We start from the raw sequence: 17,330 nt of genomic DNA on the forward strand, positions 1-17,330 counted from the left end.
TAATTTTTTATGCTTAGCTATCAACATGGGTATCATGCAGGCAATCCTGCAGACGTACACAAGCATTATGTAGTGCTTGCTGTTTCAGCCTACCTCAATAAAAAGCCAGCACCTGTGCATTACTTCGACACGCATGGGGGGAAAGGGCTATATCAGCTTGATGATCCTCAGAGCCAAAAAAAGCAGGAATATAAGGAAGGTATTGAGCAAGCTATGCGGCTACAAGGTCAACTTCAAGACGACATTTGGAAGCGCTACTTTGCTACCGTAGGAAGCGTAAACCCTTCGACTGACAAGTTGAACTATTACCCAGGGTCGCCTGTTTTTGTGGCACAACAGTGTAGAAAAGACGATAGGCACACGGTTTTTGAATTGCACCCCGCAGAGCATGAAGCGCTTGCGGCGCAGCAGAGTCAGCAAGTAGGGCGAGTGGTTTATGGGGACGGGCTAAAAGGCGTTGTTGCCGCATTACCACCGAAAACGCCGCGCTTGATGGTGCTTATCGACCCAGCATATGAAAGAGGGGAAGAGTACACAGACGTAGCAGAAACCGTGCAGCGTATTTTGCAGAAGTGTCGTCATGCGGTCATATTGGTTTGGTATCCTTTAATACCGAAAGACAAACATTTAGTTATGCTTGAAGCGCTCAAGAGCAATGTTTCCGTCCCGATTTGGCAAAGTGAATGGCATTATAAAGAAAGGCCGGAAAACTTCGGTATGTATGGTTCGGGCATGTTAATTGTAAATCCGCCCTGGCAAATCAATAGCCAAATTGAGCAGGGTTTTGAAACATGGACGGCTGCAGGTGTAGGTAAACATTTGGGTCAATGGTTAGTACAAGAGTAGTTAAAGGTAGAAGTACACACATGAAGGTTATGAATTTTAAATCAGCGGTTTTATTTGCAGTCGCTATATTATTTCTCGGCTCTTGTGGTTTAACGCCGAGAGAGCCAGCGCAAATTGAATTGCGCATTATGGAAACCACCGATATTCATGCGCACCTTTTGGGGTATAACTATTTCGCGGCTGAGGATACAGCAGAATACGGGTTTGCCCACACAGCGCATCTCATCAAGCAAGCGCGGGCAGAACAAGCTAACCATTTATTGTTCGACAATGGCGACCTTATTCAAGGTAGCCCATTAGGTGACTGGATCGCTAAATCTGGAAACATAGCTTTAGAAGAACAGGTTCATCCCGTTATCGATGCCTTAAATTACCTAAATTACGATGCGGCGAACATTGGAAACCATGAATTTAATTTCGGCTTAGAGTTTTTAGAGCAAACGCTTTCTGGCGCGAACTTTCCTTATGTAACTGCGAACGCTTTTTATATTGAAGGTGAGCCAAATGAAAACGACGGCTGGCGCACACAAGGCTGGGACAACCCCATTCGTCCACCCTATGTGATTTTAGAGCGCGAATTTAAAGATACCGCGGGGCGTAGCCATACGTTAAACATTGGTGTTATCGGATTTGTTCCTCCGCAAATTTTAACTTGGGACGCCATGAACTTAGCGGGGCGTGTTTACGTGCGTGACATGGTTGCTGCAGCTCAGCATTTTGTGCCGAAAATGCGTGCAGAAGGCGCAGACTTAGTGATAGCTATTCCCCATGCCGGCATTAATGATTCAGCACGCTACACCGAATTTACCGAGCAGGCGACCCGTGAAATTGCTCGTGTACCCGGTATAGACGCTATTTTATTCGGCCATCAGCATCAAATTTTCCCGGGCTCTCCAAGCTATGACAACATTCCGGGTGTCGACAATGTTGCCGGAACCATTCATGGCGTGCCTTCGGTGCAACCAGGATACTGGGGCAGCCATTTAGGTTTAATTGACATGGTGCTCGAGCAGTCTGGAGACTCTTGGGTTGTACAGCGTAGCCAAGTTGAATTGCGCGAGATAACCGACCAAGTCGACCTAGAATTTGCAGCACGAGTGCAAGCTGTTCATCAAAAAACTGTGGATATGCTGAATGAACCGCTCGCTCCTTTAACCACGCCGATAACCAGTTATTTGGCTCGCATGGCACCCGACACGGCTACTCAGTTTATAAATGAAGCACAGCAATGGTACGGACAGAAGTTGCAGAGGTTAGGAGAGCTTCCACAAGACTTGCCTGTACTTTCTACTGCCTCGCCTTTCAGGACCGGTCACCAAAACGCTGAAGACTACGTACACATCGAAGAAGGCCAAGTTACGCTTGGCGATCTTGCCGGGCTATATGTTTACCCTAATACCTTACAAGCTATGGTTGTGAACGGTGCGCAGTTAAAAGAGTGGCTCGAAATGTCGGCCATTGCTTTTGCAACTTTTGAAGCAGGCGTGCAAGACCAACCTTTACTTGCCCGAACTCCAAGCTTTAATTTTGACAGTATTTTGGGGCTTAAATGGACCTATGACTTGAGGCAGCCACCCCGTTATAACCGAGAAGGCGAAGTGATTGATGACGACGCGTATCGGGTGATGAACTTAACTTACAATGGTAATCCTGTTAGAGATAACCAAGAGTTTATTCTTATGGTGAATAACTATCGTGCTGGTGGTGGCGGTAACTTTCCTAATGTGGACGCAAGCATGCTGGTTTACCAAGGCGCCGACGAAATTCGTCAGATCATTGCGGATTACGCGAGAGATGTAGCTGAAAAAGACGGTCAGCTGTCCTTAACGCGGGACGCGAGTTGGTCGTTCATTTTGCCAGAAAATAGCTCTGTATTATTTACTTCAGGGCACAATGAAACTGTTCTTGAAGAAATAAACTGGGTTAGTGGGGCCACTTTTATTGGTTTAAATGAAGAAGGCTATGGTTTATATAGAATTACTTCTGAAGATTAAAACTGACTGTTTGTTGCGTACTTGCGCAATAGTTAAAGCGTATTTATGCTGACGCTATAAAATAAGAAAATATAAAAGGTATATCTATGAAAAACGTTGTTGAACAACTAGCAAACTATGCTTGCTACCATCGCGATGGTAAAAATATTGCCACGCATTTTGTGGGTATTCCTTTAATTGTTATTGCCATAGTGGCGTTATTGTCTCGCCCGGCTTTTGAATTTGCTGGAATCGATCTTACGCCGGCACTGATCGTTGTAGCACTTGCGGTGATCTATTATTTATTTTTGGATCTTGCGCTTGGCATCGTTATGGGTGCCTTACTGTATGGAACATTAATATTAGGTAGTTGGTTTGCATCTATGGAAACGGTGATGTGGCTAACTTATGGCATAGGACTATTTGTGGTCGGCTGGGTTTTCCAGTTTGTTGGACACTTTTTCGAAGGTCGAAAACCAGCTTTCGTAGACGACATCGTGGGTTTGGCGATTGGTCCACTATTTGTTGTTGCTGAAGCGCTGTTCATGTTGGGGCTGCGCAAGCGTCTGTACCAAGACGTAGAGCATTTGGTGGCAGTAAAGTTACCGCAAATGCCACCGATAAAAGCAAAGGCATGAGAGTATAGAATTCTAGTTGTAAAAATATTTTTGAGATCCTCTGTTGATCGCACAAAGATCTGTCTAGAATAGATAAGTAGAAAAAAGATTGCTAAATCTGTGTTAAGGCATTGGCATACGAACCATAAATTGTTATTTTATGGCGAATTAAGTTTGTTTTAGTGTTAGCAAAACACAGGGAAGCAAGCTAAACTGGTTCTTACCCCGGTGCGGGGTCCGCGGAATAATTGAACAAAAAGGAATATTAATATGATGAAATCTGCCCGTTTTACGCTGCCTGCGCTGCTGGCAGGTGTCATGGCAGTGAGCCCCCAGGCACTAGCCTCTGTAGATAACGAGGAATTGTCAGTTGGCTTGCGTTTAGGCATGTACAACTTCGATGACAGCCGTCAAGACGACGTAAACAACACACTTTTCAATGTGGACAGTGGGTTCAAAAACGTTGCTCCTGGTATCCAGTTGAACGTTCCTCTAACTGACACGTGGTCACTGCGTTCATACTTTGATTATGTAAAAGCGGACCTAGACGGCTCAAGCGCATCAGCAGACGGTTATTCAATCGGTGTTGACGCTTTATACCGCCTAACTAACGGTTTCTATTTTGGTGGTGGTTTGAACACTACCAAAACTGGTGAAGACAGCGGTCGTGGCTTACGCGGTACTGCAGGCTACCGTCGTGCAATCAACGACAACTTGTCTTGGTCACTAGAATACGCGATGCAGTTTGGTGACTTCACTGACTCTGCAATTATCGCTGGTCTTAACATGAGCTTTGGTGACGGTGGTTCTGCACTTACGCAAATCCGTTCTTCTGCTGAAGAAGAAGCGCGTCGTCAAGCTATCGCAGCTCGTCGTGACTCTGAAGTTGCTCCAACTACAGACGCTGGTGGTGTAGACACAACTCGTCGTGACTCAACTATGGCTTATCGTTCAGACGAAGAGCTAGCGCCACAAATTCGCGCAGCATTGGTTGACATCGACCGCACTGCTGACGAAGACGGTGACGGCGTTCCAGATTACCGCGACGTGTGTCAAAACACTTCTCGTGGTCACGCTGTTGACGCACGTGGTTGTAGCGTTTACGAAGAGCAATCACAGGTTCATCACTTGCGTGTTAACTTCGGTTTCGACTCTGCAATGGTTCCAGAAGAGTACTACGGCTACATCCGTGAGCTAGCAGTTCTTGTTGGTGTATACCCAGAGCTAGAAATTCTAATCGAAGGTCACACTGACTTAATCGGTCCTGAAGAGTACAACCAACGCTTGTCAGAGCGTCGTGCTCAAGCAGTTGCTGACATCCTTACTAACCAGTTTGGTATCGATGCTAGCCGTATCACTACAATCGGCCACGGCATGAGCCAGCCAGTAGTGAACCGCATCACTCTAGATGCGAACGCTCGCAACCGTCGTATCGAAGCGACAGTTACAGTGACTGAAAGCGTTCCTTCACGCGACTAAGCGAAGAACGTAACGAATTGAAAAGGGACCTTCGGGTCCCTTTTTTTGTGCCTACAATTTAAAAACGCGGATTGAACTCTATATGAGCAACTAGGTCTATTCTTTAAGCTAGCTTTAAAAGGAAGGAACCTATGAAATTTAAAACTCATCTTATCTATATCGTCTTAATTATTGCTGCGGTGTTCATTGGACGGCTGTGGCAGCCTGCAACAGAAAGCAGCCCCCGCGTTGTCACTCAACCTGCCTCTCACACTATACAAACGGTGCAACCCCAGAGCTCTAGACTCAATACAGCCTCGTCTAATCTCCTCGACGCGGAAAGCGTAGTAGAGTCTTTGCAGTTACAAAATGCCCAGCTCCGGGCTCAATTGAATGAACTTAACGACCAACTTATGGAGCTTGAAGATAACAACCTTAGCTTAGCGGCAGATTTGCAGGAATCTAAACAATCTTCTTCTGATTCGCCGTTTCCAGAACGTTATAGCACGCCCATTAATATCGACACCATTGACGAGAGGTTAGAAGCTGAAGAGGTCGACACAAGTTGGGCGTTTGATATGGAAACGCATGTGAACGACTTTTTAGTTCTGTCAGAAGACTTGGAGAATTTGTTTATCAATGACGTACAGTGTAGAGCAACTTTCTGTGTTGTGGATTTCGGAGTTTACGACTCAGAGGAAGGTTTCGATACAATGGAATTTCATCAAAGCCTGAGTCAGTATGAAGGGTTCAATTTTTCAGACTATGACTATGTGACCATGCTTGATACTAGCGATGGCACCGCCAGATGGATTCTGCAAAAAAGAGACGGACATTAATGTTCGTTTAAGATCCGACCAGCCGACTATTTGTACGAAAATTGTATAGCTTGACTAGGAATTAACCAAAGAATGTCGTTATAGTGAGTTGGCTATATAACTCGCTAAAAGCGACATAATTCTAATAAGAGGTTAAGACGTAATGAGCAGCTCACGCCCCAGCTTTAATTGGCAAGACCCGTTTTCTATAGACGCTATGCTATCTGACGAAGAGCGTATGATCAGAGATAGCGCCCATGCTTATTGCCAAGAAAACTTAATGCCAAGAGTGTTGACTGCAAACCGTGAGGAGCGTTTCGACCGAGAAATTATGAATGAAATGGGCGAGCTAGGTTTACTTGGTGCAACTATTCCAGAGGAGTTTGGTGGCGCGGGTGTAAACAATGTTTGTTATGGCTTGATAGCCCGTGAAGTAGAGCGGGTAGACAGCGGCTATCGCAGTGCCATGAGTGTTCAAAGCTCTCTTGTGATGTATCCAATCCATGCATTTGGTACACAAGCTCAGAAAGAAAAGTATTTACCGAAGCTGGCTAGTGGTGAGTGGGTAGGCTGTTTCGGTTTAACAGAACCGGATGCAGGCTCAGACCCCGCAAGCATGAAAACACGTGCTACAAAAGTAGACGGTGGCTATAAACTCACCGGTAGCAAAATGTGGATTACCAATAGTCCGATTGCTGATGTATTTGTGGTGTGGGCGAAACTCGATGGAGAAATTCGTGGTTTCGTATTAGAAAAAGGAATGAATGGCCTCAGTGCACCAAAAATAGAAGGTAAGTTCAGCTTACGCGCGTCAATTACCGGTGAAATTGTCATGGACAATGTATTTGTTCCGGAAGACAACATATTCCCAGAAGTTAGAGGGCTAAAAGGCCCGTTCAGCTGCTTGAACAAGGCACGTTATGGTATTTCTTGGGGCGCATTGGGTGCCGCTGAGTTTTGTTGGTACGCAGCACGACAGTACACTTTAGATCGTACTCAATTTGGTCGTCCTTTAGCCGCCAATCAGCTTATTCAAAAGAAGCTTGCCGACATGCAAACCGAAATTCATCTTGGTTTGTTGGGCTCATTACAAGCAGGACGCCTCGCGGATGAAGGCTTGTTAGCCCCGGAAACTATTAGTTTGATCAAACGTAACAGTTGCGGGAAAGCGTTAGACATTGCTCGCGTTGCCCGCGACATGCACGGCGGTAACGGTATTGCAGACGAGTACCATGTGATTCGTCACGTAATGAATCTTGAAGCAGTAAACACATACGAGGGCACCCACGACGTGCATGCCCTTATTCTTGGACGTGCGCAAACTGATATTGCTGCTTTCGGTAGTTAATTCTCATGAGTTTATTCGAGCGTTTGAATGGCGTGTTGTTCGACACGCCATTACCTGAGCCCGCATATACGCCAGATTTAGAGAGTTTAGGACTCACTAAGCAAGCGTTAGCAGACATGGTCGAAAGTCAGATTGTAAGCCGATTGCTCGACTTACATAGCCGTGAGTTGCAGGCCGCAGGCGAAAGCTTCTACACCATTGGTTCTGCAGGTCATGAGGGTAATGCTGCAGTGGCTTCGGCGCTTCGTATTAACGACATGGCTTTTTTACATTATCGGTCGGGCGCCTTTTTTGTAGAGCGGCAACGCAAGCAAAAAGGCAGTACGCCAATACATGACATGCTACTCAGTTTCACCGCAAGCTCAGAAGACCCGATCTCCTCTGGACGTCATAAGGTGCTTGGCTCTCATACGCTCTATGTACCTCCGCAAACGAGTACTATCGGCTCGCATTTACCTAAGTCTATGGGAATGGCTTACAGCATAGACTTAGCGCGTAGAATGAACCATCAAGGTAATGTGCCTAACGACAGTGTTGTGCTCTGTAGTTTTGGCGACGCTTCTGCCAATCACAGTACAACGCAAGGTGCAATTAACGCAGCATGCTGGGCGTCGTTCCAAAGTGTTCCTGTGCCAGCAATTATGTTGTGTGAAGACAATGGCATAGGCATTAGTACGGCAACTCCACCGCGCTGGATAGAAATGAATTTTAAGTCTCGGGCGGGGTTGCATTACGAGAGTTGCGACGGCAGAAACTTACTCGATGTGTATGCAGCGACGAAACGAGCCGAACGTATTGCACGTATTCACCGTAAACCGGTGTTTTTACATATGCATTGTGTGCGTTTGTATGGTCATGCTGGCTCAGATGCGGAAATGACTTACCTAAGCAAAGAGCAAATAGCGCATAACGAAACACAAGACCCGCTTCGCACCAGCCTAGCCCTTCTTGAGCACTATGAAATATCAAATCGTGAAGCGCTGAAAAGGTTTGTAGAAGGAACCTATCAACGTATCCAGCAGGTAGGTAAATACGTGGTTTCGCGTCCAAAACTAAAAGACGCTGCAGAGGTAATGAGAGACCTTGCACCCAGCCACCCACCGCTTGAAAGCCCGCCCGTAGCCGAGGGCCCAGCAAGAGAGCGGCTGTTTGGTCATGAAAAGCATAATCTGGGCAAGCCACAAAGCCTGAACAAGCTGATGAATTGGGCATTACACGACCTTATGTACCAGTACCCCAAAATCGTCATGATGGGTGAAGACATCGGTAAGAAGGGAGGTGTGTACGGAGTAACTAGTCGTTTGGTACAAAGCTTTGGTAAGAACCGTGTCATCAATACGTTGCTCGACGAGCAAAGTATTCTAGGGCTAGCCATCGGTACGGCGCATAATGGCTTTCTAGCGATGCCCGAGATTCAATTTCTTGCCTATGTACACAACGCGGAAGACCAAATTCGTGGTGAAGCTGCAACGCTCCAATTCTTTAGTTCTGCCAAGTTCAATAACCCGATGGTTATTCGTATAGCGGGCCTAGCCTATCAGAAGGGTTTCGGCGGACATTTTCATAACGACAACAGCATTGCATTGTTTCGAGATTTGCCAGGTGTGGTACTTGCATGTCCTTCAAACGGCGCAAGTGCCGCTAAAATGGTGCGTGAGTGCGTAAGGTTAGCGGACGAGCAAAAGCGAGTGGTCATTTTCCTTGAGCCGATAGCCCTCTACAACACTAAAGATCTTCACGAAGCAGGGGACAACCTATGGCTCCGTGACTACCCAGAGCCAAATGAAGTTATTACGTATGGTGAAGTTTCGACCCAAGGCGATGGAGCTGACATCGCAATAGTCAGTTATGCAAATGGTTTCTATTTAAGTTGCCAGGCGCAGCGTAAGTTAGAAGATAGAGGGATAAAAGCAACGGTTATTGACCTCAATTGGTTACATCCGTTACCTCTCGAGTCATTGAAAAATGCTTTAGGTGATCACAGAAAGGTACTTATTGTAGATGAGTGTAGAAAGTCAGGCTCTCCGTCTGAGGGCCTAATGACTTTCTTCCAGGAACAAATGGCAAATGAAAGCCTTCATGTGCAACGTATTACTGCGGACGACAGCTTTATTCCACTTGCGAAGGCGGCATACCACGTATTGCCAAGTGTAGAGCAAATTATTCATGCGGCAGAAGAGGTGGTGAATGACTAAGCAAAGAGCAGTCGTTATTTGTCCTGGGCGGGGAACTTATAACCGTAAAGAACTCGGTTACTTAGCTCGCTATCATGCAGACAAGAAAAACCTGTTAGATGAGTTTGATGCATTACGCCAGCAACAAGGTAAAGCAACGCTCGCCTCGCTAGACTCGGCAAATGTCTTTAAAAGCAAAGAACATTTGCAGGCGCAAAATGCTGCTCCTCTCATAATGTCTTGTGCTTACGCCGATTTTCTAAGCATCGACCGTGATAAGTATGACATTGTTGCGGTTACGGGCAATAGCATGGGCTGGTATATAGCTTTAACATGCGCCCAAGCAGTAGAAGCGCAACAAGGCTTCGATCTGGTCTCGACAATGTCAGACTTCACTCAGGGTGCAGACTTAGGTGGTCAGCTTATTTATCCCTTAGTGAATGAGCAGTGGGAGTTAGATGACACTCGTGTGCAAGATGTGAAAAACATCATTGCTGCAAGCCAAAGTAGTTCTGAAAACCAGCTTTATATGTCTATCGAGTTTGGCGGTTATGCGGTATTAGCTGGCAGTCATGCAGCTATTCGCGAAGCTAAACAAAAACTACCTGTGATCGACGACCAGTTTCCCATGGAATTGCCAGGTCATAGTGCATTCCACACGCCGCTTATGCAGCGAGCAAGTGAGAAAGCCTTCGATTACTTTGGCGATGATTTTTTTGCCTCTCCCCACGTGCCTTTAGTCGACGGCGACGGCCGAGTTTGGCAACCGCAACTGACCCAACCCAGTGCCTTGCGTGAGTACACACTGAATAATCAAGTAACGCAAACCTACGGGTTCTCTAAAGCGGTAAGTGTGGCGTTAAGAGAGTTCGCTCCCGACACTGTGATTCTAACAGGGCCGGGTAGCACTATGGGTGGAGCTGTGGCGCAGGTTATGATCAACGAGAAGTGGCAAAACCTGGCAAATAAAGACGACTTTATTGCCCGCCAAGACAAAAGCCCAATACTGCTGGCCATGGGGCTTGAGGAACAAAGAAAACTTGTGGTTAGTTAACGTTTCTTCTTGTTTCCTTTAGCCATCATGCGCGCATACCAAGCTCTAGGTAACCATTTTTTCATGCGCCAGAACTTGCGAGAGCTTTTGTGCGGAAGTATATAAAACTTATTATGCTGTATACCTTCTGCAATGATTTTTGCCACATCTTCAGCATTTATCTCGCTTTTGCTCATGAGTCGGTCTAGCTTTTGTTGCATGCCTGGCACGGTCGAGCGCATACCTTGGCCAAGGTTGGTTTGGAAAAATGAAGGGCAAACTACGCTTACACTGATGTTTGCTGGGGCAAGTTCATGCTGTAGAGTTTCTGAAAGAGAAACCACAGAAGCTTTTGTGGCGTTATATGCAGACATAGAGGGCACATCAAGCAAGCCAGCAAGTGACGCCACATTCACAAAGTAGCCGTGCCCCTGCTTCTTAAACATAGGGGTAAATGTGCGGCAACCGCGCACTACACCCATAAGGTTAATGTCAATAATCCAACGCCAATCTTCATCAGACACGTCCTCGATATTTCCGACCTGAGCTACCCCGGCGTTATTAAAAACAATGTCGACGCCGCCCCACGTATCCATAAGTTCCTGGGCTACACGCTGAAGGTCTTCGCTCTGGGTTACGTCACACGGTGTAAAGAGTGCTGAAGGCGAGATAGCTTGAAGTTGCTCTAAGGCTTTAGCTCCTGCCTCTTCGTCGAGGTCGGCGATACACACTGTAGCGCCTTCAGATGCGTAATGTTTCGCCAACGCCAAACCTAAGCCGTTAGCTCCTCCGGTAATAAAAACCCTCTGCGAACTTTTCTGAACCACGTTGAAACCTGCCTGCTGTTTGTTGTCGATTTAATTATCGTTATTTAGTAATCTAGCGCTCTTATGATTCATATTACCCACATTTTATTTATTTTCACGGCCTTATTGGCGCTTTTCTCGGTGATTAGTGCTCAAATTGCGTTGTTGGCGGGAATCGTGTTTGCTTTACTCGGCTGGGTACCTACGCACTTGCCCTTGAGTAAATGGGCGAAGCAGCTGCTAGCAACCTCTATTGTATTATTGGGGTTCAGCGTACACATCCAAGAAGCGGGAAATCTGCTTTATAACAATATCTTTATTGTCACCAGTAGCATTGGCGTTGCGTTTCTAAGCTGTTTTATTCTTGCTCGCTTAATGGGTATAGACCGAGACCTCGGCTCATTAATCGGTACAGGAACAGCAATTTGTGGGGGTAGCGCAATTGCCGCGGTAAGCCCAGTTATTCGCGCGAAAAGCGCTACTATCGCCATAGCGCTGGGCTGTGTTTTTTTCCTGAATGCCGCCGCTCTTTGGCTCTTTCCAAGTATTGGTAAAGCATTGAACCTTTCACAAACGCAGTTTGGTGTATGGGCCGCACTTGCTATACACGACACCGCCTCTGTAGTTGCAGCTGCTGGTGTTTATGGCGAGAGCGCACAAACAACAGCGACTACATTAAAGTTAGCGCGCGCATTAGCCATCATTCCAGTTGTGATTGTTTTCGCATGGATAATGAAGCGAAAAGGAGCGAGTGCTGGAGAATCTCAGGGCGTATACTTCCCATGGTTTATAAGTGGTTTTGTTATCGCGGCCATTATCTCTAGCCTGTTACCTTCGTTTGCAGCAACATACGACTGGCTTGCTTGGGGCGGAAAGAAAATAATGGCCTTGTGTATTTTCCTGATTGGTGCCGGGTTAACCCCCGCTCTGTTAAAGCAAACCGGGTGGCGTGCCTTGGTAGTAGCGGTTGGCGCTTGGGTCTCTGTTTCGGTTTTCGCTTTATGGTGGGTTGTTACACAAGTTCCAGGGTAACGGTTAAAATGGTCGTCCAATAGCCAGGTATGCACTATTTCTGCTGTCACTATTCTGGCTAAGCCCAAGGTAAAGAGCACCTACGGGTGTTGTAACCACGCCAAGCACTGAGGTGCTATAAGTAAGATCACTTAGCTTAACGTCTTCATTGGTTTGCCAAACATTACCCGCCTCTAAAGCTATACCTAAGTAAACAGGTAAGGTTCCAAACTGCCTGCTGGCCTCTAGTCGATGTAAATATACCGCTTGCCCAAATACCGAATGCTGCCCGGACAAAGCGTTGCGTTCATAGCCGGAAAGGCGCATGAAGCCCCCAAGCTGATGTCGCTGATAAATAGGAGCTTCGCCGTTAAGCGTGGTAGCGAACTCGCCGCCTAGCACTAGCGTATGATTTCCTGATGTCGCAGCTCCTAAACCTTGTATAGAAAGCTGCTGAAAGTTCTCGTCGGAACCTAAAGTTTCATGAAACCACTTGTGCTGCAACGAAACCAACGTTCCTTGCGTCGGCAGGAATACGCTGTCGAGCGAGTCGAAATTAACGCGAATGCCTAATGAACCGGTTTGAAAGCTTTGTTCCGGAACAGTGCTAAAGTTTTCTTGGTAGGTTCCTGTCGAAAAGTCTAGGCTTAGTCGCACGTCGGCGGTATGGCGCCAATGGGTTCCTATATCAAACCCTAGAGTTTGGCGGTCTATCTCGGTAAGAAAGCGAGTTTGCCCCTGGGCTGTATTGTTTATTCGCACTCGATTCAGTTTTAAGCGGGTATTGGTGTATGTGCTCGCGTCTTGGCGAAGGGGCTGCCAATACTGTGCGCGAATCACCGGTTCATTGCCAATTTGAAGGTCGAATTGCAGTTCAGCGCCGTAGTCGTTGACCTGTGTTTTGAGGTAGCTTACTGCAGCACGGTAGTTAGACTGACGGTCAAAGTTTTCTTCAAAGGTTAACCCAAAGCCTAGGTAATCAGGTCCCCAGCTTCTGGGCGTTGCTCGAAGCTCAATGCCGGGCACATCATCTTCCCACATGATCTGGTAGTCAACTTGGTCGAAATAACCTAATCCGTAAATTCGCTCTACGTCGTCATTCAGCGTTTCTGGGTCGAGCAGTCGGCCCGATTCTGTTGCAATGTTCGCCCACAGCATTTGGTCTGGAACGTCAGCACTATTTTCGATACGAAACCAACGCGGAATAAGAGGTTGTGCGTTAACCGAAAGGCTACGTCTGTAGTTGGCCCATTGTTCAGGCGAAACCTGCAATGGCAAAAGCTGTTCTGACGCTTGTTCAGCGGCTTCATAACCGGCACGAATAGCCAGTTCAGCTTTCCCGAAGTCAGCAGCACCAATGTCGAGGCTGAGTAATTGTGGAACAATATGCACGTCGTTTTCATTCAGCAGGGCAACTTGTTGCTGACTGTTATTTCGAATCATTAAGTTTATGGCTTGCTCCATAACCTCGAGCGGTCCTTGTAACTCCTCGAAAGAAGGAAAGTCCTCACCCACGTCCACGGCAATAATTCGAGTCGCGTTCATTTCCTGAGCTAAGTCGACAGGAAGGTTGTTTACCATGCCGCCGTCGACTAAATATCTATTATGCCAGTGCACAGGGGAGAAAATTCCGGGAATCGCCATACTTGCCCGCATAGCCAGTGCTAAGTCGCCATCTTCAATTACCAACAATTCACCTGTTTCTATGTCTACTGCGGTGGCGCGAAACGGTAATGGGAGGTTGTCGAAGTGTGTCAGCTCGCGACCACGAATCGAAAATTCGCGGAGCAACGGCATCAGGCGCTGGCCCTGAATTAAACCGGAAGGGAACTTAAACTCGCCGTCAGAAAAGCCCACTAATGCTTGCGTAGGATATAAGCGGTCTTCTTCTTTGCGGCGAATACTGCGATATGCACGCGGAGCCTGGTCGGTAAATACATTTTGCCAATTCACTGTAAGTACTAGTTCTTCAAGCGAAGCTGCACTGTGTCCTTGCGCATAAAGGCCACCCGCAATAGCGCCCATACTCGTGCCCACCACGAAGTCGACTGGAATACGATGTTCTTCTAAATAAAGTAACACGCCAATGTGGGCTAAGCCTTTTGCACCTCCGCCACCGAGCACTAACCCTACGCGCTCTTCCGGTTCGCTAGCGAATGTCGGAAAAGCTAGCAAAAACAGACTTAAACAAAGTGCCTTTTTGGTAAAATTAGGCATAAGTTGCATGGCAATAGACTTTCCTTGTTGTTTATTGGCTCGGGTACGACTACTCTTTCACACTTAATATTTAGCATGATTATAAAGCAATTATATGAAAATTAATGGATTTAAAGCCTTTATTTGCCCGCTCGACGGAACTGCGCTTAGTGAAAATGAAGCGGGTTGGTCGTGTGCGCAAGGGCACCATTTTGACCGTGCTAAAGAAGGCTATATCAACTTACTTCCGGCTCATTTTAAACGCTCGAAAGATCCGGGGGATAGTAAAACCATGGTGGTCGCGCGTAGGGCGTTCCTTGAAGCGGGTTACTATGAGCCTCTGGCGTCGTTTTTAGCGAAGCTACTCAGCGCTTATCAAGACTCGTTTAGTGGTATTGAGAATAAGTTCAGCATACTCGATGCCGGCTGTGGAGAGGGCTTCTACCTGCGTGAAGTGCTGGAGCACTTACGTTGGGAAAACGACGATTTTGAGTGGGATGCCGTAGGTATCGACATTTCCAAGTGGGCGGTCCAGTCGGCTGCGAAAAAAGCAAAAGATCTAAGCTGGGTGGTTGCTTCTAACGCACAATTACCGCTGCCGTCAGACTCCATGAGTATTGTGTTAAACGTATTTGGATTTGCAGTTTACGAAGAGTTCTTTCGAATTATGAAAGGCGACGGTATGCTGATTCAGGTTGACCCCGGTAGCGACCATTTAAAAGAACTACGGGAAATTATTTACCCTGAAGTTAAGAAAGACAGCGACAATGAGCGAGAGGCTGGAACAGGTTTTAAAACTTTTGAGCGCAGATCGATTCGCTATAAAGTGTTGCTGGAAACACAAGCTGATATTCAAAACTTGCTTACCATGACGCCGCATAGGTATCGTATTTCCCAAGAAAGTTTGATTAAGCTTGAGCAGTTAGAGTCACTAGAAGTCACTGTGCACTTTCAAGTGCATATGATGTCGAAAGGTAAGCTTCCAGAAATTACGGTTCACTAAACGTTATGGCACATGACACGCAAACTTTAAATAAAAACCGTATGCCCTTACACCCAGAACACCCCGTGTGGGTTTTTGGTTATGGTTCGTTAATTCATAAAGTAGACTTTCCTTATCTGCAGCGTCGGCCCGCCTACATAGAAGATTGGCAGCGCCGGTTCTGGCAGGGTTCACATGATCATCGCGGAACCCCTGAAGCACCGGGGCGTGTGCTTACATTAATCCCTGCCCAAGGCCAGCAATGTGTAGGTATGGCCTATCAAGTTAAACCTGAAGTGTTTGAACACCTTGATCACCGCGAAAAGAATGGCTATTTGCGCATAGAAACGGCATTGCATTTCGTGGACGGTAACCAGCCAGAGTCGGAAAGAGGTTTGGTTTATATTGCTGGCCCAGACAATGCAGCTTACTTGGGGCCTGCGTCAGACCTAGAAATTGCGCAGCAAATAGCTTGCTCGGAAGGACCAAGTGGCCCTAACGACGAGTATGTACTTAAACTTGCAGAGGCTTTACGGCAACTCGACACCGAAGACGATCACGTGTTCAGCATCGAGTCTTTATTAGTAAAGCCTAAATAAAACTAAGCTTCGCCGCCAAGACATAAGTATTTCATTTCGGTATATTCTTCAATGCCGTGGCGGCCACCTTCACGGCCTAAGCCTGAAGACTTTACACCACCAAATGGTGCAGCTGCATTTGAAATTAAGCCCGTATTTACTCCAATAATGCCGGCTTCTAATGCTTCACTCACTCTGCGAATGCGATGAATATTTTGCGCATAAAAGTAAGCTGCCAACCCAAACTCTGTGTCATTCGCATGCTCTATAGCTTCACTTTCGTCGTCGAATATAAAAAGCGGCGCTAAAGGGCCGAAGGTTTCTTCGTGGGCGCATTTCATGGATTGAGTCGCATTGCCAACAATGGTTGGCTGAAACCATAACCCACCTAATTCATGAGGCTTGCCGCCTAATTCTAGCGAACCACCTTGGCTCAATGCGTCTTCGATGTGTTCTTCTACCTTTTTCACTGCGTCATTGTTGATCAGAGGTCCAATAACTACATCGCTCTCCAGCCCGTCTCCTACCTTTAACGCAGCTACCTTTTCTCGGAAAGCGGCTAGAAATTCAGGATAAACACTACGCTGAACATAGATTCGGTTGGTGCATACACAGGTTTGCCCAGCATTTCTAAATTTACAGGCCACAGCACCTTCGGCTGCTGCTTCAATGTCTGCGTCATCGAATACAATGAAAGGTGCATTCCCCCCAAGCTCCAACGAAATATTTTTGATTGTGCTAGAGGCCTGAGCCATTAATGTAGAGCCTACTGCGGTAGAGCCAGTGAAACTTATTTTGCGTACCAGAGGGTGCGTGGATAGTTGTTCGCCAATCTCTTTCGCGGATCCGGTAATAACATTCAAGACACCGTCGGGAACGCCCGCTTGAATCGCTAGTTCAGCAATAGCTAGCGCGGTAAACGGCGTTTGAGAGGCGGGCTTCACCACCATAGTGCAGCCAGCAGCGAGTGCCGGCCCAACCTTGCGGGTAATCATTGCAGCAGGAAAGTTCCAAGGCGTAATCGCAGCACATACACCAACCGGCTCTCTTGTGACCACTATTCGTGCGTCTTCACTTGCTCCGGGAATCGTTTCGCCGTATACGCGTTTACCTTCTTCGGCGTACCACTCTATAAAGCTAGCGGCATAAGCAATTTCACCGGAAGCTTCGGCTAAGGGTTTGCCTTGTTCGCGAGTCATAATTTCAGCGAGGGCATCTTGGTGATCCATGATTAAGTTGAACCAGTTGCGCAAAATACTCGAACGTTCGTTCGCGGTTTTCTTTCGCCAAGCGGGAAATGCTTGGTGTGCCGCATGAATCGCTTTTTCTGACTCTGCAGATGACAAGCTTGGAACTGTGCCCAGCGTTTCGTTAGACGCAGGATTATTTACCGAAATGGTTTCACTTGAGCTGCTCGAAATCCATTGCCCATTGACTAAACACTGTTGCTTAAAAAGCTGCTTTGCTTCGTTACTCCAAGTCATAGCGTA

Annotated in this window: 14 protein-coding genes; 11 read left to right on the plus strand and 3 right to left on the minus strand. The window is 46.9% G+C overall.

Features of this window, described 5'->3' with window-relative positions; all coding sequences use genetic code 11:
- Positions 1-9 precede the first annotated feature (9 nt).
- The 8 genes from rlmJ (at position 10) to EYQ95_RS08310 (ending at position 10,288) form a co-directional block, all read left to right on the plus strand.
- Positions 10-846, plus strand: coding sequence for a 23S rRNA (adenine(2030)-N(6))-methyltransferase RlmJ (rlmJ, locus tag EYQ95_RS08275; protein WP_111915514.1), 837 nt, complete (start codon positions 10-12; stop codon positions 844-846).
- Positions 847-866: 20 nt separating this feature from the next.
- Positions 867-2,840 (plus strand): bifunctional 2',3'-cyclic-nucleotide 2'-phosphodiesterase/3'-nucleotidase, encoded by a 1,974-nt coding sequence (locus EYQ95_RS08280; protein WP_165831972.1) that lies wholly within the window; start codon positions 867-869, stop codon positions 2,838-2,840.
- An 86-nt stretch (positions 2,841-2,926) separates the two neighbouring features.
- Complete coding sequence (locus tag EYQ95_RS08285; RefSeq protein WP_111915512.1) at positions 2,927-3,457, plus strand: DUF962 domain-containing protein; 531 nt, start codon at positions 2,927-2,929, stop codon at positions 3,455-3,457.
- Between the two features lie 252 nt (positions 3,458-3,709).
- Positions 3,710-4,915 (plus strand): OmpA family protein, encoded by a 1,206-nt coding sequence (locus EYQ95_RS08290; protein WP_256432812.1) that lies wholly within the window; start codon positions 3,710-3,712, stop codon positions 4,913-4,915.
- Between the two features lie 131 nt (positions 4,916-5,046).
- Complete coding sequence (locus EYQ95_RS08295; RefSeq protein ID WP_111915510.1) at positions 5,047-5,733, plus strand: hypothetical protein; 687 nt, start codon at positions 5,047-5,049, stop codon at positions 5,731-5,733.
- Positions 5,734-5,875: 142 nt separating this feature from the next.
- Entirely contained in the window at positions 5,876-7,060 is a 1,185-nt protein-coding gene (locus EYQ95_RS08300) for an acyl-CoA dehydrogenase (RefSeq protein ID WP_111915509.1), read from the plus strand.
- Positions 7,061-7,065: 5 nt separating this feature from the next.
- On the plus strand, positions 7,066-9,255 hold the full coding sequence (locus EYQ95_RS08305) for a thiamine pyrophosphate-dependent enzyme (RefSeq protein ID WP_111915508.1): 2,190 nt from the start codon (positions 7,066-7,068) through the stop codon (positions 9,253-9,255).
- Positions 9,248-10,288 carry a hypothetical protein gene (locus tag EYQ95_RS08310; protein ID WP_111915507.1) on the plus strand — a complete coding sequence of 347 codons (1,041 nt, stop codon included), beginning with the start codon at positions 9,248-9,250 and terminating at the stop codon, positions 10,286-10,288. Before EYQ95_RS08305 ends, EYQ95_RS08310 begins: the two co-directional genes overlap by 8 nt.
- Here the strand turns inward: EYQ95_RS08310 and EYQ95_RS08315 are convergent.
- On the minus strand, positions 10,285-11,094 hold the full coding sequence (locus EYQ95_RS08315; protein WP_111915506.1) for an SDR family oxidoreductase: 810 nt from the start codon (positions 11,092-11,094) through the stop codon (positions 10,285-10,287). The two genes, EYQ95_RS08310 and EYQ95_RS08315, sit on opposite strands and share 4 nt — an antisense overlap.
- A 63-nt stretch (positions 11,095-11,157) precedes the next feature.
- Here EYQ95_RS08315 and EYQ95_RS08320 point away from each other — a divergent pair, with 63 nt between their 5' ends.
- Positions 11,158-12,105, plus strand: coding sequence for a YeiH family protein (locus tag EYQ95_RS08320; RefSeq protein WP_111915505.1), 948 nt, complete (start codon positions 11,158-11,160; stop codon positions 12,103-12,105).
- Between the two features lie 3 nt (positions 12,106-12,108).
- Here EYQ95_RS08320 and EYQ95_RS08325 read toward each other — a convergent pair whose 3' ends face one another.
- Entirely contained in the window at positions 12,109-14,310 is a 2,202-nt protein-coding gene (locus EYQ95_RS08325) for a patatin-like phospholipase family protein (protein WP_111915504.1), read from the minus strand.
- An 85-nt stretch (positions 14,311-14,395) separates the two neighbouring features.
- Between EYQ95_RS08325 and EYQ95_RS08330 the strand changes: the two genes are divergently transcribed.
- Both EYQ95_RS08330 and EYQ95_RS08335 read left to right on the plus strand, forming a co-directional pair.
- The gene (locus tag EYQ95_RS08330; RefSeq protein ID WP_111915503.1) at positions 14,396-15,283 is read left to right on the plus strand and encodes a putative RNA methyltransferase; all 888 of its coding nucleotides are present in this window, start codon (positions 14,396-14,398) and stop codon (positions 15,281-15,283) included.
- Between the two features lie 5 nt (positions 15,284-15,288).
- Entirely contained in the window at positions 15,289-15,861 is a 573-nt protein-coding gene (locus EYQ95_RS08335; RefSeq protein ID WP_111915502.1) for a gamma-glutamylcyclotransferase, read from the plus strand.
- Between the two features lie 2 nt (positions 15,862-15,863).
- Here the strand turns inward: EYQ95_RS08335 and EYQ95_RS08340 are convergent, their stop codons facing one another.
- On the minus strand, positions 15,864-17,324 hold the full coding sequence (locus tag EYQ95_RS08340; RefSeq protein WP_111915501.1) for an NAD-dependent succinate-semialdehyde dehydrogenase: 1,461 nt from the start codon (positions 17,322-17,324) through the stop codon (positions 15,864-15,866).
- Between the last annotated feature and the right edge of the window lie 6 nt (positions 17,325-17,330).

Source organism: Lysobacter sp. N42, from assembly GCF_004344885.1.